Raw genomic sequence first — 21,827 nt, forward strand, 5'->3', positions numbered from 1 at the left:
ATCATAAATTAAAATCATGAAAAAAATCTATAGCTTATTGATGGGGCTTACAGTTATTGCTGGCGTCATCGCAGGATGTTCTGATAACGATGAAGAACTGTTTTTAAACACAAATTCAGACGCTCAATTAAAGCTTTCACCATCCTCAGGAACTTTTGTAGTGACTGAAACTAATCAAGATCAACTTGCAGAGCGTTTTAATTGGGATGATGTTGAAGGAAATGTTCCCGTAGCCATCAACTACACCGTCCAAATGGATGTAATTGATGGGGATTACTCCGCACCATTTGTTCTAGCACAATCACCTGGAGTTGACGCTCCAATTACCTACGGTAAATTAAATGATGCTGCATTATCCTTAGGCGGTGAGAATGGGACTGCTGCATCATACAAAGCAAGAGTAATTGGTACAACAGCAGACGTGACCATGGAACCTATCGTCTCAGAGGATGTTTCAATAACTATAACTCCATTTGTAGGTTATCCATTTGACCCACTTTATTTTGTAGGTGAATCTTCACCATTAAGAGAGTGGAATAATGGTGATAGCAACAGTGGTATCAACCCTCCATTGTTCATAAATCCTGATGATGCCAACGTATACAGCTTTACTGGTAGATTTGCTGCTGGTAGCGGTTTTAAAATCTTACCTCAAGTAGGAGCATGGCAACCACAATATGGTTCAAGAGGTGCCGCAAACCCAATCACGCTAAATGAAGGAGGTGACGAGCCCCAACCATTTACCGTACCTTCTGATGGTTATTATACTTTGACTATCGATATCTCAGGTGTTACAGGTACATCTACTGGAGATGGAAGCTACAGCTTGGAGCCTGCCAGCAATGCTGCTAGTGCTCCAACTTATACATCAATTGGTATGTTGGGAAGTTCGTTTTCAAATGCCCCTTTTGATACGAGTGAAGACATAAACATGGAATTGTTTGTACCACAAGGTCAGTCAAACTTTGATCCACACCTTTGGGTTGCAAGAAGTGTTGTAGTAGGTTCTGGAGAAATGAAATTTAGAGCTAATGATTCATGGGATAACAATTGGGGATCAGACACCATTTATACAGGAAAGGGTTCTATGGGCGGTCCTAACGTTCCCACGAGTGCTGGTACTTATGATATTTTCTTCAGTGATTTGGATGGTAGCTACCTATTCATTCCTGTAGAAGAATAGATTGAAATTAGTCAACAAATTAGGGCTGTTCGCAGCCCTTTTTTTTGCTTAACTCTTAAAAAAACAATATGAAATTTAGAATTTTACTCACTGCTCTATTGGTGTTCGCTTTCGCCAAAGCGCAATCACCAGTAACAACAGTTCCAGCGACACCAACCCAGACAGACGCTGTGAAGCTAGTGTTCAATGCGGTAGGAACGGAACTTGAAAACTCTACTACAGACTTATATGCTTATACTGGGCTCACCATCAATGGAGAAAAGTTCCAGAATATTATAGTGGACGATTTTTTTGAAAATAATGGCGCACCTAAATTCACAAAGACCGGTGCAAATACCTACGAACTTGATATTACCCCAAGTATTAATGAGTTTTATAACGTCCAGCAAGGTGATGTTGTAACAGAGATTTTCTTGGTGGTAAGAAATTCCAATGGCTCACGCCAGACAAGGCCAGATATCTTTTTGCCTGTTTTTGAACCAGGTTTGAATGCCTTGATTACCTCACCAGAGAGAAATACTATTTTTGAGGTCAATCAATCTACCACCATAACCGCAGAGAGTTCTCAATCAGCAGACCTAACATTGAGTGTTAACGGTAACCAGATTGCTGCGGTAACTGGAACATCCATTTCTAGCTCCTATACTTTTCCTGCCACTGGAAACTACACTATTGAGTTCGCTGCCACGACTGCAAGTGAAACAGCGACCAATTCTATTAGCGTATTTGTACCTAATGAAACGGTAAATAAACCAAGACCTACTGGTCTAAAAAATGGAGTTAATGAAAATGCAGATGGAAGTGTGACGTTTTTACTTGCAGCACCACTCAAAAGTGATGCGGTTCTTATAGGTAGCTTTACCAACTGGGATTTGAATACGGACTTCCAGATGAATAAAGATGGAGACTATTTTTGGATTACGGTGCCTGCAGACAACTTTACTGCAAACACTTCTTTTCAGTACCAATATCTAATCGACTATGATATTAGAATAGCAGACCCTTTTAGCACGTTGATCTTGGATCCATTTAATGATTCCTTTATTAGCGATAGTAATTATCCCAACCTTCCAGAATATCCCACGGGATTAACGGTAAATGACGTGACTTTGTACACTTATCAAGCCACACCCTACAACTGGACAGTCACTGATTTTCAAAGACCTGATAATGAAAACTTAGTGATTTATGAATTACTGGTGCGTGACTTTTCAGAAGATGATAGTTATCAATCCATCATTGACAACATTGATTATATCGTGGACTTAGGGGTAAATGCCGTAGAGTTCATGCCTCTCAACGAGTTTGAAGGCAATGATAGTTGGGGTTATAATCCTAAGTTTCATGGTGCACTAGACAAAGCGTACGGACCGCCAGCAAAATTGAAGGAATTGATTGATCTGTTACATGCTAATGGTATTGCAGCTATTGTAGATGTGGTTTACAACCATTCTTTTGGACAAAGTCCATTGGTACAGATGTGGCCAGATGGCGGCGGCTTTAATGCTGGACCAACCAACCCATATCTTAATCAAAATGCAAGACACCCATTTAATGTAGGTACAGACTTCAATCATGAAAGTCCATGGACCAAACAATACGTTAAGCAAACCATGCAATATTTTCTAGATGAGTATAAGTTTGACGGATTTAGGTTTGATCTTTCTAAGGGTTTCACGCAAACTAACACCGGCAATGATGTTGGCGCTTGGGGACGTCGTGATGATTCCAGAATCGCTATTTTAAATGAGTATAAGTCTTTCCTGCTAGCAAACAATGATGATGACATCTACCTCATTCTGGAACACCTATCTGATAACGAAGAAGAGAAGATATTAGCAGATTCTGGATTTATGTTATGGGGGAAAATGAGTGAAGAATACAAGCAGAACTCTTTAGGTTACTCCAGCAATTCAAGCTTACAAAGGGCTTATTTCACATCTCGTGGATTCAATGAGCAGCACCTAGTTTCTTATGCAGAGAGTCATGATGAAGAACGCATCATGTACGAAACCTTAAGAAACGGTAACAATGCCTTCTCGAACTATCAAGTTCGCAGTTTGCCCGTAGCATTAGACAGACAAGAAGCCATTGCTGCCATTCAGTACAGTATTCCAGGACCTAAAATGCTATGGCAATTTGGAGAATTGGGCTATGACATTTCTATTAATGCTAGTGCTTCAAACCCAACTTGTACTACTTGTCGTACCGATAGAAAACCTGTTCCTTTTACTAATGGCTATGCATCTGATGCACAGCGATTGGATTTGTATGAGAAGACCAGCGAAATGATCAAGCTAAAAGTGAAATATTCAGAGACCTTCAACAGTACGAACAACGTTTTGGAATTAAGTGGAGGCCTAGTAAAGCGCATTGAATTACGAGGCCCAGAGTTTGATGCTATCGTGCTAGCAAACTTTGACGTAATGCCTAAGCAGATCGCTCCTAAGTATACTAAAACGGGAACTTGGTACGATTACTTTGAAGGAACCAGCTCTAACGTGACCAACCAAAATGCGACCGTAAGTATTCCTGCTGGTGGTTATAAAATCTTTACCAGCAAGGAGATCAATACCACAGCAAGCAGTGGCGATACCACAAGAACGGTATCTAACATACAGCTGTATCCTAATCCTACTCAAGACACATTTGAATTCAATGTGCCTGTTAAGAAAGTGATAGTAAGATCTATCACAGGACAGACCGTAAAAATCTTTGATAAAATGCAGGCTCGATACGATATCTCCAGTCTGGTTACTGGAATGTATATTATTGATGCGTTTGACCTAGAGAATAACCGTTCGTCGATAAAATTGATTAAAAACTAATGTTATTGCATCGTTTCTAAAGGGTTTGTTTGCGGTAAGCGATATAGTCATTATTTTTATCGGCATGTAAACGTTATAATCCCTAAACGTAGCGTTTATCAAACAAGTAACCTTTACTCTTTTCAACAAATTACGGTTACAAAACCTGTCTTCTATAAGACAGGTTTTTTGTTTTATTTATGATGTACAAATAACTGAATCATATACTTTTACAGCCTAAATCAAAACGAAATGAAAACTCTTTTAAAAGTAACTTTTATCGCAGCTGCAATGGTTGTATCCTTTGCTTCTTGTAGAGAAAATGAAGAAATGACTACTGAGGAAACTGCTCAGGAAATGATTGATAATGGAGACAATGTCGAAGTTAAAGAAGACAAAGTCAAAATTGAAAACAATGATGGAAGCGAAACCAAAATCAAATATGATGATAATGGTAACGTTGAAAAAATCAAAACAGACGACAACTCTTAATCCCTAAGATGCCCTAGACGATAAAACCGATTTGCTTCCCAGCAAATCGGTTTTTTTATTTGAAAAGTTGACGCTCCAATAAAAATGTGGTCAAAATCACATTGAAGTCTTTTTGAATGTCGACAGGTATATATTTGATCCTATACTGACCGCACCTGATTCTGAGCTGCTCAAAATAAAGACCTACTGCTTCTTTATAGCTTTGTTTCACATTATCTGCATAAACATTGATGTGATCTCCAGACTCAACATCAATAAAACGAGTAGGTCTGTTTTCAAAATCAAAATCAACTTCGGTATCGCTATCGTAGGTGTGGAATAATACAACGTCATGCTTATTGTATTTCAAGTGTCGCAAGGCCTCAAAAAGCTCTTCTTCCTGCCTATCATTTTGAAACATGTCCGTGAAAAGAATGATTAGGGATCTTCTTTTAATGTTTTCAGCAATCTCGTGTAGATAGGTATAAGTATCTGTGGATTTTCGGGTGCCCTTTTCCACGCTTATGGAGTTGAGCTGATCCAACAACATAGCATGGTGACGATCACTACCCTTTTCTGGTGCATAGTACTCATATGAATCAGAATAAACGCTCAAGCCAACCGCATCGCGTTGCTTCTTGAGCAGATTCATAATACTTGCTGCTGCAAGGGTTGCGTATCCTATTTTATTCAAACTTCCCAACTCCTGCTTTTTTACTTCAGGATAATGCATGGAAGCACTATTATCAACAATCAGGTGACACCTTAGATTGGTTTCTTCATCATATTTTTTAGTGTAGTATTTGTCGGTCTTAGCATAAAGTTTCCAGTCGATGTGTCTGGTACTTTCACCTTGGTTATAGATCTTATGTTCGGCAAACTCTGCACTAAAGCCATGAAAAGGCGATTTATGCATACCACTTATGTAACCTTCTACGATCTGACTGGCGAGCAAGGCGAGGTTTTTAAATCCGGATGTTTTATTCAGTTCTTTTTGAAGATCCATGTAGTGAAGATAAGAAGCAGTTTTCAGTATTCAGTATTCAAAATGAGGATCTTTCGATGTTTAGCTTTACGGTAGAAAAACTTCATAGGCCATGCAAATCCCTTTGTCGGTAGATATTGAAAACCTACATGGCTCTTTTGTTTTTGCCACTAGACTTTCACTACCATTTTACCTTTGTTTTTCCCATCAAAAAGATCGATAAATGCCTGAGGTATCTTTTCAAAACCATCGACGATAGTCTCTTCGTGCTTTAATTTTCCTTCTTGCAGCCAGCTTCCCAATTGCTGTATTCCTTCCTGAAAATCTTCTTCAAAATTGCGCACGATAAATCCTTGCATCTTGATACTCTTCTTAACAATAGTGGTTTCCAATCGCGGTCCCGTGGGCTGCTCGGTTTCATTGTAAAGCGAGATGGCTCCGCAATTTACGACTCTACCAAATCGGTTGATGTTATTCATGGCGGCATCCAGCGTATAGCTACCTACATTGTCAAAATAGACATCAATACCATCAGGCGCGGCCTTTTTGATGGCAGCTGTCATATCATCGGTTTTGGAATAATTGATGGCTGCGTCAAATCCGTATTCGTCGGTAAGCATGGTGACCTTTTCATCAGTTCCTGCAATTCCTACAACGGTGCATCCCATTATTTTTCCAATTTGCCCAACTACGGTACCTACAGCGCCGGCAGCACCAGAAACAAGTAAAGTTTCACCATCCTTAAGCTCTCCTATTCTCTTGAGGCCAAAGTATGCGGTCAAACCCGTCAAACCTAAAACACCCAGATAAGCACTTAACGATGCCTTGTCTTTATCGACCTTACGCAATCCTTTGCCTGTATTGGTTTGAAATTCCTTCCACTGTAGCATTCCCGTTAGAAAGTCGCCTTTTTTGAATTTCTCGTTTTTACTTTCCACAACCTCAGCTACCACAGCAGATTCCACCGGCTCATTCAATTTAAAAGGCTCTATATAGGACTTCTCATCGCGCATGCGTCCTCGTAAATAAGGATCTACCGACACATATTTTGTCTCCAGCAATACCTCACCATCCTGTGGGACAGGCTTTTCAGATTCTGTAAATTCAAAATCAGATGTTTGTGGTTTTCCCTTCGGTCTATTTTTTAAAAGTATTGTTTTCATCGTCTTCGCTTTTTTATGAAGTTAAGACTTACCCTATTCGCCATTCTTAGAACGGTCTTAAACTTGTCACGACGTACGTTAAAAATGATGTATAGATGAACAATGCTTGATGATAGTTCGCTTTCGCGAAAGCGATACAAATTAAAAGCTGCTCATTTACATTGAAATATTCGGCTTTGATATAGAACTTGAGTGAAATTAGAATGAAAAAAACGTCGAAAAGTAAATGCGCGTTGCCCTTGTTTTTAACTCCAGATTAACGCAGGAATGTATTACGTTTGATGGATAATTAGAAGGCTTAAAATGATAGGGCTTAGAGTTCTTATCCTGATGATGTTGTTAGGCAGCAATGCGCTGGCGCTCGCATCTACAGTCACGGTCAGTCCTATTATTGTCGCTAGCGAGCAAGGCGCTGGCGAGAGTTTAAGCGATAACAACCACTATCAGCATCTGCTAGGTGACATTGAAAAAAGCGTGGAAAGCAGTACGCTTTCTACCTTTTTAAGATCGTTCCCTAATCCTATATTTTTAGAACCTACTAATGGCAAATCTAGCTTAGGTCTAGACTGTGCCATACTAGGCTCCTATCTTATCTATGCAAGCCGTATAGAATTGAGGCTTGACAGTCATCGCATAGGTTTCCCTTTTCATCTTTTTCCCTGATTTAGGACTTACTAGGTCATCCTTTGGAAGGTTAAGACTTTCCTAGATTCTCTATGCCGTACTTCGAGCATGTAAGAGAGTCGTTTTCAAAAAATATCAATTTTAAATTATATCAAATGGATCATTCATTCATTATCGTGAGCCTTATCGTTGTAGGCTTAGTTGCTATTCCCTATTACCTATTTATCAGCGCAGGAACTAGCGAGACCAAAAAAATAGCATTAAAAATCAGAAAAGTGGTTTTAGAAAACAACCTGCAAATCAATCAAGACGAGCGCTGGAACCATAAATACATCGGGATCGACACACAGCAAAAGGTCTTGATGTTTCTAAAGTCTGCAACTGCTGAAAACGCTGTATCTCAAGATACGGTTCAGACATTAAACTTGGCTCATGTCAAAAACTGTCTGGTGATTGAACATAGAAAAGGGAATAAAGCCAATGCTGTTTTGGAAAGATTGGACCTTCAAATCCATCTTAATAATGGAACTTCTCAATTATTGAACTTCTACAATCTGGACGACAATGACGCAGAGGATTATGAAGTGCAACGCGTAGAAAAGTGGAAAACGATCATCACCACTCAATTGCGTGCTGGCGCTAGTGTGAAAAGAGCGGCTTAACTGTTCTATTGTCTGATTAATGTCTGCAATCGATTAGCTCCGTCGCTTGATGAAAGACATGGTTTATATTTTCTTTTCCTGTCTTGCGATAGGCAGGCGATTAAGAAAGATATCCTAATTGATATTGCATAAAAAAGCCCGTTTTGAAAAAAACAAAACGGGTTTTTTATTGTTATGCAGAAACTTCTACAAAAGTGCGTCTAATGCGTCTGTGTAGGCATTCTTAGGAGCAACTCCTACTTGACGACCTACCACTTCTCCATTTTGGAATACCAAAACTGTTGGTATGTTACGTACACCATATTTTGCTGCAAACTCTTGATTTGCATCAACATCTAGTTTACCCACAACGGCTTTGTCTGTATATTCAGTAGAAACTTCATCAATGATAGGACCTACCATACGACATGGTCCACACCATGCTGCCCAAAAGTCAACCAAAACAGGTTTGTCACTTTTAAGGACTGTTTCTTCAAAATTTGCATCTGTTATCTCTAATGCCATGATTTCTATATTATTAATTATTTACAAATTTAGGCAAAACTCGCGCCAGTTTTCTTAAACCTATATTAGAGTTACTTATATAAGTATGTTATTATGTGATTATCCTTTGACACCATAACTTATCTCTGCCTCGTCCAGCATGGAAAGTAGCTCTGCATTGACATTTACCTTGTGCAACCTACTGGACATATCCAGTGATATTTTCTCCTCATGATCCTTGAGGTTGAAGTGCAACTTGTGATCGCCTTTATGTTTTTCCAATACTTCCTTGAGCAGCTCCACGCGTTTTTCCATAAGCTCTGTCACGTGAAATTCTATGATCAAGGATTTTGCACTGGTGGCCATGACATCCTGCAATTGTTGCATGTGGGTGAACTGGATTCTAGGATCTCGCGGTTTACCCGTGTTCTTATCCATCCAGCCTTGCTGGATCTTGATTTTAGCATACAAGAATGTATTGGGAACCAGAAAGTGTCTAAACTTCAAGTATTCTTCACCAAATAGTCTAAACTCATAACTATCGTTGTAATCTTCAAGAATAAAACTACCAAATGGCTTGTTTGCCCGGCTCACAAGATGTTTGCACTCTGAAATCACACCGCAAAAGCTGAGTTCTTTATTGACGAGTGATTCAAGATCATTAAGCGCCGACAAGTTAGAGTTACAGAAGAAGTCGATTTCCTTTTTGTAATCATCTAGCGGGTGACCAGAAATGTAGATCCCAACAACTTCTTTCTCGCGCTTTAGTTTTTCCATGGTGCCCCAATCCTCACAGACAGGTAATTGTGGCTCAGGAATCTGTACGTCGCTAGCCTCACCAAAGAGACTTACTTGCGCGCTGTTCTCATTCTCTTGGAACTTCTGGGCATACTTTACTACTTGTTCCAGGAACATCTGGCCGTTATCTGCCTCGTGAAAGTATTGTGCTCTATTCTCTCCATTGAGTCCATCAAAACCACCACTCAAGGCGAGTGCTTCAAAGGATTTTTTATTGGCTGCTCGTAGATCGATACGTTTTGCCATATCAAATATGCTGATATAAGGCTTTTCTGATCTGTTCTCAATAATGGTCATGACGGCATTATATCCCAAACCTTTGACAGCGCCCATTCCAAAACGTATGGCTCCTTTAGGGTTTACCGTAAATTTATAATTGGATTCATTCACATCCGGTCCTAATACTTCCAGTCCCATGCGACGACATTCATCCATAAACTTAGTGACGTCCTTGATCTGGTTCATGTTGTTGGACAACGTGGCCGCCATGAACTCTGCCGGATAATTAGCTTTTAAGTAGGCTGTTTGATAAGCAATCCAAGCATAACAAGTCGAGTGCGATTTGTTAAAGGCATAAGATGCAAATGCTTCCCAGTCTTTCCATACTTTTTCCAAAATGGTTCTATCATGACCATTGCTTTCTCCTGCATCCAGAAACTGAGGTTTCATTTTTTGCAGGGTTGCCATTTGCTTTTTACCCATGGCTTTTCTCAAAACGTCTGCATCACCTTTAGAGAAGTTGGCCAGCTTTTGGGATAGTAGCATTACCTGCTCTTGATACACGGTAATACCATAAGTTTCCTTGAGGTATTCTTCCATTGCATCTAGATCATAGCTTATTTCTTTACGGCCATGTTTGCGGTCAATAAATTCTGGAATGTATTCCAATGGACCTGGACGATACAATGCGTTCATGGCAATAAGGTCGGCAAACTGGGTAGGTTTGAGTTCACGCATGTATTTTTGCATCCCAACACTTTCATATTGAAATATTGCGGTGGTTTCACCACGCTGGAACAGCTCATACGTTTTATCATCATCCAGAGGTATCGATTCTATATCCAATGAGATGCCATGTCGCTCCTTAATGATGGCCACTGTATCCTTGATTTGACTCAAGGTTTTCAAGCCCAGAAAGTCCATTTTCAACAACCCGGCACTTTCCACGACTTCATTGTCAAACTGGGTCACATATAGATCTGAATTCTTTGCTGTGGCAACAGGAACAAAGTTGGTCAAATCATCTGGTGTAATGATCACACCACAGGCATGAACTCCTGTATTCCTTACAGATCCTTCCAGGATTCTAGCTTGCTTCAACATCTCGCCTACTGGATCATCACCTTCGGCCAGCTCGCGCAATTCCCTAACCATGTCTGCATCATCACCTCTAAATTTCCCACTAATTTCATTGTCCTCGAGTGCAAATATCTTCTTGAGTTTTGCAAAATCCGGAATCAATTTAGCAACGCGATCGGCATCTTGAAGTGGTAAATCCAGAGCTCTGGCACAATCCCTTATGGATGACTTTGCCGCCATGGTTCCATAAGTAATGATCTGTGCAACTTGTGAGGCACCATATTTCTCGATAACATAATCCATGACTTTATACCGATTCTCATCATCAAAGTCAATATCAATATCTGGCATGGATACACGATCCGGATTCAGGAACCTCTCAAAAAGTAGATCGTAGTGGATAGGATCCACATTAGTAATCTTCAAACAATAGGCTACGGCACTACCAGCAGCAGATCCGCGACCTGGGCCAACAGCAACATCCATCTCACGCGCGGCTTTGATAAAGTCCCATGTGATCAAGAAATAACCTGGGTAACCGGTATTTTTGATGACCTCAAGCTCAAAATCCAGTCGCTCACGTATCTCATCACTAAAATCTTCTCCATAACGCAGCTTAGCACCTTCATAGGTCAAGTGCCTTAAATAGGCGTTTTCACCATTTTTGGTTTTGTTCACCGCATCGTCTGGATCAACAAATTCTTCAGGAATTTGGAAGGCCGGCAATAATACGTCACGGGCAAGTTCATAAGCTTCTACCTTATCAATAACTTCCTGAACATTTAAGATCGCATCTGGTAAATCCTTGAAAAGCTGCTTCATTTCATCGCTGGATTTGAAGTAGTACTCTTGGTTAGGCAATCCATAACGGTAGCCGCGACCGCGACCTATAGGCGTTGCCTGCTTTTCATTATCCTTGACACACAATAAAATATCATGCGCATTAGCATCTGCCTTATCGATGTAATAGGTATTGTTGGTAGCAACAATTTTTACCTCGTGTTTTGAAGCCAGCTCGAGCAAGACCTGGTTACAACGTTGCTCATCTTCTTGATCGTGACGCATTATTTCTACATAGAGATCATCGCCAAAATGTTCCTTCCACCACAGCAATGCCTCTTCGGCCTGCTTTTCTCCTACATTAAGAATTTTGGATGGTACTTCACCATATAAATTTCCCGTCAGGACGATAAGATCATCTTTATACTGTTCCACCAATTTTTTATCAATACGTGGCACGTAGTAAAATCCTTCTGTATAGGCCTTACTCGCCATTTTGGCGAGATTGTGATACCCATTTTTGTTTTTGGCGAGCATGACGATCTGGTAGCCGTTGTCTTTGACCGACTTATCGTTCATGTCCTCACAAACCTGAAACTCACAACCTATAATAGGCTTGATGGGTTTGAGGTGTGTGTCTGGATCACCAGCAAGACTGGCATTATGGGCTTTTACCGCACGTACAAAATGAAAGGCGCCCATCATGTTTGCATGGTCTGTCATGGCCACGGCAGGCATATCGTTTGCCGCTGCTGCCTGTACCAGATCCTGAACACTTGCCGTGGATTGTAGTATGGAAAACTGACTGTGGTTGTGCAAATGAGCAAAAGGCGCACTGCTCAATTCATCCAGATTCTCCTTGATCTCTGCTTTTGAGATTTCCGGCTCATCGTTGGAGACCAGTCTAGCCGATGCCTCTTTTAGGTTGGTATGCGGGATACCTGCAGGTTGGATGGTGGTTGGGTTGCTTTCGCGAAAGCGAACTAAATAATCTGCATCCTGCTTTAATTGTGCCACCGTGTATTGCTGCAGTCTTACCAGTTCAAAGAAACAGCGAGTAGTGGCCTCTACGTCTGCCGTGGCGTTGTGTGCCTCGCCGAAGGGTTCTTTAAAAAGAAACTCGTGAAGCTCTGTCAACGTGGGCAGCTTGAACTTACCGCCGCGTCCACCAGGAATCTGACAAAGCTGCGCGGTATGCTCTGTACAGGTGTCCAGCACCGGGATTTCCTGCAGGTTGTTCTCCATTTGCGCACGGATGAACTCTGCACCGGTCACGTTAAGGTCAAACTGTAGATTTTGTCCCACGACAAAGTTGGTCATCGCCAGCGCATTGTTGAATTTCTCCAGCACTTCCAGCAATGGTTTTCCTTCCTTTTGAGCTAGCGCGGTAGAGATACCGTGGATGCGCTCTGAATCGTAGGGAATATCATAACCATCGGGCTGGATCAGGTAATCCTGATGGTCCACCATGTTGCCCATATCGTCATGCAACTGCCAGGCGATTTGCACCACTCGTGGCCAGTTGTCAACATCTGTATAAGGCGCATCCCAACGTTTAGGTAATCCAGTGGTTTCAGTATCAAATATTAAGTACATAAGGCTGTGTGGCGTTTGAACGGTGATTTACAAATAACTGATTATCTGTATTTTGAATTATCGAAATTGAAAAATTCGGGAAGTTTAAATATAGTTCAAATGCTTGTTTCTAATCAGATCACTTATCCACAAGTATGCTTGATTTATACACAATAAAAAATCCCATCTCACAATTGAGATGGGATCTAAATTTGTAGAGTAGTTCACTTAAATTCTAGTGAGCTGCTTCCAACATATTGATCGTTTTCAAGGTTTCTTGAATACGGTTTCTATGATTGGTCAATATATTTTTTGTGGAAATTGGTAAGGTCGTATCGTTGATAATCTCATTATACTCTTCAACCGCTTTTTTCTCGCCTCGTATGGCCTCTTCTAAAATGGCCTCTTCATTATCATTAGAAAATGTGGATTTGATATTCATCCATGTGCGGTGTAAATCACCTTTAATACTGGCTCCTTTATCAGGTTCTTGTCCCCATGTTTTCATCTCGGCTTTTAATTGATGTCCAAAATCATAACGTTCCTTTTGTTGTGTATCAAAAAAACTTTTCAATCTGGAATCTTCTACTTTGTCTTTGGCCAGCTTATAACCAGCTTCGGCATCATAGTTTTTTTCCAATAACTCATTTAATTTGTTTCCTATCTTGTCTGTGTAATTCATAATATTAGTTTGTATGGTTTGTAATTCGTAATACTATAATATAACAACATAACACCTTAAAAAAAACACCGATTACCAATACTTTAATTTAATCTTACCATCGACTTAACGTTAGAAGACCTAATTACCTGACTCTGTTAATTTAATTAACGAGCACACTGCTGCGATATTCCGAAACACAAAAAATCCCAAGAGTAATTGGTCAAAACCAACACCTGTTGGGATTTGATTAGCGTGTCTTTAAAAAGACGTCGCTTAACTTGTTACCAAGTTTTCTCCATTGCCTTTACATTAGTTAGAGCGGTCTGGATATTATCACGGTGCTTGGTCAACACACTTTTTGTAGATGGAGGTAATGTACTATCGTTGATAATCTCATTGTACTCTTCCACTGCAGACTTCTCACCGCGTATGGCTTCTTCAAGAATACTGTCTGCACTGTTTGCAGAAAATGTGGATTTGATATTCATCCATGCACGGTGTGCATCACCTGCTAGACTGGTTCCTTTATCAGGTTCCTGTCCAAAGCTCTTCAACTCGGCTTTCAAATCATGACCAAAATCATAACGTGACTTTTGCTGCTGGTCAAAGAAATTCTTTAAAGCAGAGTTTTCTACTTTCTCTTTAGCCAGTTTGTAACCAGCTTCTGCATCATAGTTCTTTTCCAATAATGCGTTTAATTTTTTTCCTACTTCATCTGTATAGCTCATGATAGTTGTTTTAAGTGATTAATTATGACTCTAATTTACTGCTATGTGGGTTGTTTCGTACGTCGTTTGGGATTGGTTTGGCTTAAGTTTAGGCCGCTATTAACGATTGTGTAAAGCAACTATTCAAATACGTTAAGATATTAACGGTGTACGTTTGAGAGCGACATGATAATTCCTATCAATAGAAACTGACACAAAAACGACTCAAAAAACACGGTTTTTCTGTTTCAAGTTTTTCATTCCTGATTTGTAAAAAGCATACCCGTTTTTAGAAGCCTTTTTGAGGTTAGAAGAAGTTGAAATGACGCTTTCGCGAAAGCGAAAACCGCAAAATCATTTTAACACCCAACGAACTTATGGGACTTTCAAGAGTAGGAATTAGCTTACTTATCGCTGTTTTTTTCAGTCTCAATCTGCTCCTAAAACGATGTTAATAACCATGTGGAGAACGTCCCAAGATTTCACTGAAAATTTCCCTGATCTATGACGACTTTTAAATTATTCAAGTCATTTAAAGTTTGCCCATGGAAATCACTCACATCAGAAAGAGAGACTTCAGCGTTAAGCCGTTCGATCTCAACAACATAACAAATGCAGTATTTAAGGCACTATCTGCCGTAAATTCTGGAACCCAAGAAGACGCCCAAAACGTTGCCCTAGCGGTATATAAAACCCTGATGAAAAGGAAGGATATCGATCCTAATTATATTCCTACCATCGAGCAGGTTCAAGACATCGTCGAGAACAAATTGATGGAAACCGAATTTCACGAGGCGGCAAAAGCTTACATCCTATATAGAAATCAGCGCGCCATGGAGCGCAAGACGGATATTTTTGAGAAGCGCGTCAACTTGAAGCCTTACGAGTATCCACAACTATACGAATATGTTCCAGCGATACGTCATTCCTACTGGATCCACACAGAGTATAATTTTACCAGCGACATCCAGGATTTCAAATCCAGATTGACACCGGTAGAACAAAGTGCCATCAAAAACACGATGTTGGCCATTTCACAGATTGAGGTAGCCGTGAAATCATTCTGGGGTGATTTGTATCACCGTATGCCTAAACCAGAAATAGGCGCTGTAGGTTCCACCTTTGCAGAAAGTGAAGTACGTCACGCAGATGCCTACTCGCACCTTATCGAGATCCTGGGACTTAATGAAGAATTCAAGGCGTTAAAAAAGAAACCTGTGATCATGAAGCGTGTGCAGTATCTGGAAACTGCGTTGCGCAATTCTAAAGCAGACGACAACCAGAGCTATGCAGAAGCTGTATTGCTTTTTAGCCTTTTCATTGAGCACGTATCCTTGTTCTCACAGTTCTTGATCATCATGGGCTTTAACAAGCACAAGAACATGTTGAAGGGAATTTCTAATGTGGTAGAAGCTACCAGTAAGGAAGAGCAGATTCACGGTGATTTTGGTATCGACTTGATCAGAATCCTACGTGACGAGCAGCCAGGCTGGTTTACAGAAGAATACCACGAGCGCATCCAGAACATGTGTAGAAGATCCTTTGAGGCAGAAAGCGCCCTTGTGGACTGGATCTTTGAAGAAGGAGAACTGGACTTCTTGCCTAAAGCCATAGTCAACGAATTTATCAAAAACAGATTCAACAACTCGCTCGCCAGTATAGGCATCGAGAAGGTATTTGAAATTGACGAAGACCTCATCGCGCAAACGGAATGGTTTGACGATGAAATTATTGCCACTAAACATGGAGACTTCTTTGTGAAGCGATCCATCAACTATACCAAGAGAGCCCAAAGTGTAACCAAAGACGACCTATTTTAATTATGAAAGAACAGAATACCACGACACAAGTAGAACAACAACAAAAGGTTGATGCCAACCAGAAGTTGGTTGACGCAAGAAAAGAAGCTCTCAACTCTGCAAAACCATCTAAGGAAGGTTTTGAATGGTTGAACGAGAACAGCCGCAACTTTTTGGAAGCTGGATACCTAACACCTGGCGCAACACCAGAAGGGCGCATACGTGAAATAGCAGAGCGCGCAGAGGCTATCCTGAAAATTCCAGGCTATGCAGACAAGTTCTATGGTTACATGAGTGAAGGCTTTTACTCACTGGCATCACCAGTATGGTCTAACTTCGGTAAGCGTCGTGGCTTGCCCATCAGTTGTTTTGGTTCCCACATTGATGATGATATAGGTAATATCCTATACTCACAATCAGAAGTTGGGATGATGTCAAAACTAGGTGGTGGTACATCTGGTTACTTTGGTAAAATACGTCATCGCGGTGCTGCCATTAAAAATAATGGAGAGGCCTCTGGAGCGGTTCATATCATGAGATTGTTTGAATCTATGGTAGATGTAGTAAGTCAGGGATCTGTACGTCGTGGACGTTTCTCTCCTTACCTACCTGTAGAACATCCAGACATCAACGAGTTTCTGGAGATAGGAACTGAAGGAAACCCTATCCAGGAATTGACGCACGGTGTGACCGTGACTAATGAATGGATGGAGCAAATGATCGCTGGTGATGAGCAAAAGCGTACCATCTGGGCACGTGTACTGCAGTCTCGTGGTGAGATGGGCTATCCATACATCTTCTTTACAGACAATGCCAACAACAACGCGGCAGATGTTTACCAGGATAAAAAGATGCCTATCTATGCAAGCAACCTGTGTACAGAGATCATGTTGCCATCCAGCGATGAATACTCTTTCGTATGCGTATTGTCCAGCATCAACCTTTTGCATTATGACAAGTGGAAGGACACAGACGCCGTAGAAACTATGGTATACTTCCTTGACGCTGTGATTACAGAGTTCTTGGAAAAACTGGAAGCATATCGTGACTCTGATAAATTGGACGACCGTCAGACGTTCCTGTTTATGGAGCGCGCGTATAAGTTTGCAAAAGACAACCGTTCCCTAGGCTTAGGAGCTTTAGGATGGCACTCTTTACTCCAGTCAAAAAGATTGGCATTCAGCAGCCAGGAAGCCTTCAATTTAAACAGCGAGATCTTCAAGGCACTGAAAGAAAAGAGTTACAAAGCGAGCGAAGAGTTAGCGCAAAAATTCGGTGAGCCAGAATTGTTAAAAGGTTATGGCCGTAGAAACGCGACGCTTAATGCGATCGCTCCTACCACTTCTAGCGCATTTATCCTGGGTCAAGTATCCCAAGGTATTGAGCCTATATGGTCCAATATTTATGTGAAAGACATTGCCAAAATCAAGACCACTATCAAGAATCCTTACTTAGTGGAATTGTTGGAAGAAAAGGGAATGAATACTCAAGAAGTATGGCATGACATACGCAACCACGATGGTAGCGTGCAGCACCTGGATTTCTTGACAGAGAATGAAAAAGCCGTTTTCCAGACCTACAGCGAACTCGACCAGATGGACATCATCTATCAGGCGGCAAACCGTCAGAATCACATTGACCAAGGTCAGTCCGTGAACATCATCGTTCATCCAGACATGGCGACTAAAGATGTGAACAAGATCCACATTACCGCATGGAAACTGGGATTGAAATCCCTGTATTACCAGCACAGTATGAACGCCGCACAAAAGTTCAAGCAAAAGAAAGAGTGCGTGAGCTGCGAGGCGTAAAGATCCTATTATAATAATGTTGGAAAGCCGTCTGGTCACTATTGATCAGGCGGCTTTTCTATTTATTCTGTTGCGGTTAAGCTTTAGGGCGTGACCTCGCTTGTCGCTCGGTCGGGCTATACGTTGCAATCTTTTTTCCCGCTATCGCGTGACAAAAAGGATTTCCACTACTATCCCTCACGCAACATAAAAAATTGTCATGCTGAAACATCGATCATCTACTTGAAAAAATCGCATTACAATAACCTGCTAAAAGGTCATTTCAACCAAGTTTAGACTACTGAAATAGAAAAAACAGAAGATCCTGAAACAAGTTCAGGATGACAAAAAGTTACGTATAATGATGGGTTGGTGACGCCCTAGTGATTATAATTTGATTGGTCTCGAATCTATTATCTTAAAGCGCAGCGGTCTTGGATCTTACTTATGTGATTTCATTTCGGCAATTTCTTCAAGTTCTGCGTACCACTTCTTACCGAATTTTCGCGTAAGCGATTCCTTCAAAAATTTATAGACAGGAACGCCCAGCTCCTCACCTAGCTCACAGGCGTCATCGCAAATTTGCCATTTATGATAATTCACCGCTGTGAAGTCAGTGTATTCCTGTAGGCGCACTGGATATAAGTGACAGGAAATAGGCTTGTAAAATTGGGTAGCTCCATCACGATATGCAGCCTCAATACCGCAAAGCGCGGTGCCATCATCTTTAAAAGTGGCGTAGGCGCATTCCTTATTGTTGACTAGAGGCGTTTCTAGTTCGCCGTTCTCGCGCTCGATCCAGGTGCCTTGGGATTCAATCGCTGTGATACCTTCTGGTCTTAGGTAAGGCTTGATCTTCTCATACTCCGCATCAAGGATGTCGGGCTCCTTTTGTTCCAGCGGTGCACCAGCCTCGCCAGCAACGCAGCAAATGCCCTTGCAAGCTGTGAGGTTGCATACAAAATCCTTATCCAGAACATCATCAGACACGATGGTTTTCCCTAACTGAAACATATATCATTTATTGAGGTTGCAAAGATAACAGCTACTGACATACTCGCCTTAAGAAGCTAGAGAATCATTGGATAGCGTAATATGGATGAGATAGATGTTCTACCTATTCCTCCAGAAGAACGGAGTCAATAATATCAAAACAGTAAACAACTCCAACCTTCCTATGAGCATTAAAAAGGCGCACCACCATTTCCCTAAATCAGGTAAGCCGGCAAAGTTGTTAACGGGTGACAGATCCCCAAAAGCAGGACCTACGTTACCTAAACTACTAAGCGCTCCACCTATTGCCGTGTCAAAATCCAAACCTAACGCTGCTAATCCAACAGAACCCACTATAAAGGAAAGCATGTAAAGGATAAAGAAGCCCAGAATGTTAAACACAATATTGTTGGACAACGCCTTGCCGTTGTAACGTACCGGTAAAATAGCATTGGGATGTAAGGTGCGTTTGAACTCCATAATACCATTACGTATCAAGATGATGTGTCGCATCACTTTAATACCACCTGAGGTGGATCCTGCGCTACCACCTAAAAAGAACAACCCAAAGAACATGATGGTCAAAAATGGCGTCCACATGGTATAGTCTGCAGATACAAATCCAGTAGTGGTGATCACCGCGAGCACTTGAAAAAATGAATGCCTCACGGCGCTTTCCAATTCACCCCAAACCATAGGATGCGCTATGGACGAGATTGAAACATCTGCCTGTAAATATATCAGCAGTGCTCCAATGATAGAAAAACCTAGAACAAAGCTTGCGTACCATTTGAATTCTGTATCCCTAAATATCTTTTTAAACTGACCCTTAAAGCCAAAATAGCTTAATACAAAGTTCATCCCAGCAATAAACATAAATAGTGTAATAATCCACTGGATCCATGGATTATCATTCCAGTAAGCAATACTGGCGTTTTTTGTAGAAAAACCACCAGTAGAAAGTGTACTCATGGCGTGATTCACAGCATCAAACCATCCCATTCCCGCTACTCTAAGAAGAACAGTCTCGATCCCTGTAAAGCCAACGTAAATAAGCCAAAGACGTTTGGCAGTATCAGTAATTCTTGGATGAAGTTTATCTGCGCTGGGACCAGGCGCCTCTGCAGCAAAAAGTTGCATACCACCTATTCCTAATAAAGGTAGGATCGCCACCGCGAGTACTATAATTCCCATTCCACCTATCCAGTGCGTTGTGCTGCGCCAGAAGAGTACACCTTTAGGCATGATCTCAATATCGTTCATGATACTGGCACCTGTGGTGGTGAAACCACTCATGGTTTCAAAAAAAGCATCGGTATAGTTACTTATGGCACCTGTAAATAAATAGGGCATGGTACCAGCAAAAGCCATAAACAACCAGCCCAAGGTAACAATGAGGTATCCTTCCTTTTTTCCCAATTCCTTAATGTGGTTTCTGGTTAACAACATCATCAACGATCCTAGAGTGATCGCCACTACCGCTGCCAGCAAAATTTCCAGCGATTCATTCTCGCTGTAGTAAGCGCTTACCAGCGAACTAATAGACATAAAACCACCGTTGAAAACCAACAGTAATCCCATGATATAAGTAATGATCTTGTAGTTGAGTCTTGGCATTATTGGAACAGTTTTTCCACTTTGGAAATAGAGCGCGGCAAACAACAAACCACTACTCTATCACCTGCTTTTATAGTAAAGCTACCTAATACAATGTTTCCTTTACCTTCACGTATGACACCACCAATGATAGCGCTGCGAGGCACATTGATATTCATGATTTTCTTATTACATAAATCGCTGTTTTCCTTCACGATGAATTCAAGCAGCTCGGCATTCATGTTGTTGAGCTTGGTCATCGCGACCACTTCTCCTTTACGTATGTATCTAAATATATTGTTTGCCGCAAGAAGCTTTTTATTGATCAAGGTGTCGATCCCTATGCTATGTGACAGCTGGAAGTAATCCATATTCTCCACCAGCGATATGGTCTTGCGCACGCTCTTGCTTTTTGCCATAAGGCAAGAAATAATATTGGTCTCGCTATTACCGGTAACTGCTATAAAAGCATCCATCTCGTGAATACTTTCTTCCTGCAACAATTCCACGTTGCGTCCATCACCGCTTATCACAAGAACCTCTGGTAATTTATCCGCTAGGTCAAAAGCCTTTTCAGGATCGATTTCTACTAGTTTTACGTTCATCCCAGCAGCTGATAGATTACGGGCACTTTGTTCACCTATATTGCTACCGCCTAAGATCATAACGTTTTTCATGGTGCGTCGTGTCTTGCCGGTAAGTTTATAGAGCTCGTCCACGCCACCAGTGGTGGTAATAAAATAAACTTGGTCACCTTCCTTGAATTGGGTATCACCACGTGGTATCAAGGTATACTGGGTCCCAAAACGCTGTATGGCAATAGGCATGAAATGAACTTCAGGGAAAATCTCGCCAGCTTCCTGGACAGACTTACCTACAAATTGTGCGGTACGGGTAAGGTTTACTCCTACCATGGTAAGCGCTCCATCTTCAAACTCATAACTATCATTAAAGGCACTTTGATTGAGAAGCAGCTCAATCTCTTTACTGGCAAGCGATTCTGGTGAAATCAATTCGTCAATACCAAATCCCTTAAAACCTATGGCTTGTTGCTCCTCGAGGAACTCTGTATTTGAAATTCTAGCGATGGTCCTTTTGGCTCCCAACTGCTTCGCCAGTACCCCAATCGTAATATTGATCGCCTGACTGCTGCTTACAGCAATAACTAGATCAGCTTCATCTACATTAGAATCCTTGAGCGTTTTGATAGATGTGGCGTCGCCTCTCATTGTCCTTATATCCAGATGGGTATCTGCATAATGCAGGTTCTCCTTTACGGGATCTATAAGGGTGATATCTTGAGATTCATAAGAAAGCAGCTTGGCCAAATGAAATCCTACCTCGCCAGCGCCAGCAATAATGATTTTCATAAAATCGATTCTGTGGAATTCAAATATACCAATAAGGTCATAATAAGGTAAGAAAGTCGCTCTAATATTGATGGGATG

16 protein-coding genes are annotated in these 21,827 nt (G+C 41.2%); 7 read left to right on the top strand and 9 right to left on the bottom strand.

Annotated elements, in window-relative coordinates:
• Positions 1-16: 16 nt before the first annotated feature.
• From BST86_RS10015 to BST86_RS10025, 3 genes are all read left to right on the top strand, one after another.
• Positions 17-1,183 (top strand): SusE domain-containing protein, encoded by a 1,167-nt coding sequence (locus tag BST86_RS10015; protein WP_105983132.1) that lies wholly within the window; start codon positions 17-19, stop codon positions 1,181-1,183.
• Positions 1,184-1,251: 68 nt separating this feature from the next.
• Positions 1,252-4,011: an alpha-amylase family glycosyl hydrolase gene (locus BST86_RS10020; protein WP_105983133.1), complete on the top strand. Its 2,760-nt coding sequence runs from the start codon at positions 1,252-1,254 to the stop codon at positions 4,009-4,011.
• A 231-nt stretch (positions 4,012-4,242) separates the two neighbouring features.
• Positions 4,243-4,482, top strand: a complete 240-nt coding sequence (locus BST86_RS10025) for a hypothetical protein (protein ID WP_055411090.1) — start codon at positions 4,243-4,245, stop codon at positions 4,480-4,482.
• 55 nt (positions 4,483-4,537) lie between these two features.
• Here BST86_RS10025 and BST86_RS10030 read toward each other — a convergent pair whose 3' ends face one another.
• On the bottom strand, positions 4,538-5,467 hold the full coding sequence (locus BST86_RS10030; RefSeq protein WP_105983134.1) for a DUF58 domain-containing protein: 930 nt from the start codon (positions 5,465-5,467) through the stop codon (positions 4,538-4,540).
• Positions 5,468-5,616: 149 nt separating this feature from the next.
• Positions 5,617-6,609: an NADP-dependent oxidoreductase gene (locus BST86_RS10035; RefSeq protein ID WP_105983135.1), complete on the bottom strand. Its 993-nt coding sequence runs from the start codon at positions 6,607-6,609 to the stop codon at positions 5,617-5,619.
• Between the two features lie 303 nt (positions 6,610-6,912).
• Between BST86_RS10035 and BST86_RS10040 the strand changes: the two genes are divergently transcribed.
• Both BST86_RS10040 and BST86_RS10045 read left to right on the top strand, forming a co-directional pair.
• Complete coding sequence (locus tag BST86_RS10040) at positions 6,913-7,272, top strand: hypothetical protein (RefSeq protein ID WP_146126754.1); 360 nt, start codon at positions 6,913-6,915, stop codon at positions 7,270-7,272.
• 116 nt (positions 7,273-7,388) lie between these two features.
• On the top strand, positions 7,389-7,895 hold the full coding sequence (locus BST86_RS10045) for a hypothetical protein (protein WP_105983137.1): 507 nt from the start codon (positions 7,389-7,391) through the stop codon (positions 7,893-7,895).
• 186 nt (positions 7,896-8,081) lie between these two features.
• Here the strand turns inward: BST86_RS10045 and trxA are convergent, their stop codons facing one another.
• The 4 genes from trxA to BST86_RS10065 form a co-directional block, all read right to left on the bottom strand.
• On the bottom strand, positions 8,082-8,399 hold the full coding sequence (gene trxA, locus BST86_RS10050; protein WP_055411095.1) for a thioredoxin: 318 nt from the start codon (positions 8,397-8,399) through the stop codon (positions 8,082-8,084).
• Positions 8,400-8,498: 99 nt separating this feature from the next.
• Complete coding sequence (gene dnaE, locus BST86_RS10055; RefSeq protein WP_105983138.1) at positions 8,499-12,851, bottom strand: DNA polymerase III subunit alpha; 4,353 nt, start codon at positions 12,849-12,851, stop codon at positions 8,499-8,501.
• 214 nt (positions 12,852-13,065) lie between these two features.
• Positions 13,066-13,512 carry a ferritin-like domain-containing protein gene (locus BST86_RS10060; protein WP_105983139.1) on the bottom strand — a complete coding sequence of 149 codons (447 nt, stop codon included), beginning with the start codon at positions 13,510-13,512 and terminating at the stop codon, positions 13,066-13,068.
• Between the two features lie 263 nt (positions 13,513-13,775).
• Positions 13,776-14,222 (bottom strand): ferritin-like domain-containing protein, encoded by a 447-nt coding sequence (locus BST86_RS10065; protein ID WP_105983140.1) that lies wholly within the window; start codon positions 14,220-14,222, stop codon positions 13,776-13,778.
• Between the two features lie 524 nt (positions 14,223-14,746).
• Between BST86_RS10065 and BST86_RS10070 the strand changes: the two genes are divergently transcribed.
• Together BST86_RS10070 and BST86_RS10075 are read left to right on the top strand one after the other, a co-directional pair.
• Positions 14,747-16,021 carry a ribonucleotide-diphosphate reductase subunit beta gene (locus tag BST86_RS10070; RefSeq protein ID WP_105983141.1) on the top strand — a complete coding sequence of 425 codons (1,275 nt, stop codon included), beginning with the start codon at positions 14,747-14,749 and terminating at the stop codon, positions 16,019-16,021.
• Positions 16,022-16,023: 2 nt separating this feature from the next.
• Entirely contained in the window at positions 16,024-17,811 is a 1,788-nt protein-coding gene (locus BST86_RS10075; protein WP_105983142.1) for a ribonucleoside-diphosphate reductase subunit alpha, read from the top strand.
• Positions 17,812-18,231: 420 nt separating this feature from the next.
• On the opposite strand, the gene BST86_RS10080 is transcribed toward BST86_RS10075, so the two are convergent.
• The 3 genes from BST86_RS10080 to trkA form a co-directional block, all read right to left on the bottom strand.
• Positions 18,232-18,804 carry a DUF3109 family protein gene (locus tag BST86_RS10080; protein WP_105983143.1) on the bottom strand — a complete coding sequence of 191 codons (573 nt, stop codon included), beginning with the start codon at positions 18,802-18,804 and terminating at the stop codon, positions 18,232-18,234.
• A 99-nt stretch (positions 18,805-18,903) separates the two neighbouring features.
• Positions 18,904-20,400, bottom strand: coding sequence for a TrkH family potassium uptake protein (locus tag BST86_RS10085; RefSeq protein ID WP_105983144.1), 1,497 nt, complete (start codon positions 20,398-20,400; stop codon positions 18,904-18,906).
• Positions 20,400-21,758, bottom strand: coding sequence for a Trk system potassium transporter TrkA (gene trkA / locus BST86_RS10090; RefSeq protein WP_262497934.1), 1,359 nt, complete (start codon positions 21,756-21,758; stop codon positions 20,400-20,402). Before trkA ends, BST86_RS10085 begins: the two co-directional genes overlap by 1 nt.
• Between the last annotated feature and the right edge of the window lie 69 nt (positions 21,759-21,827).

Source organism: Nonlabens agnitus (assembly GCF_002994045.1).
Taxonomy (GTDB): domain Bacteria; phylum Bacteroidota; class Bacteroidia; order Flavobacteriales; family Flavobacteriaceae; genus Nonlabens; species Nonlabens agnitus.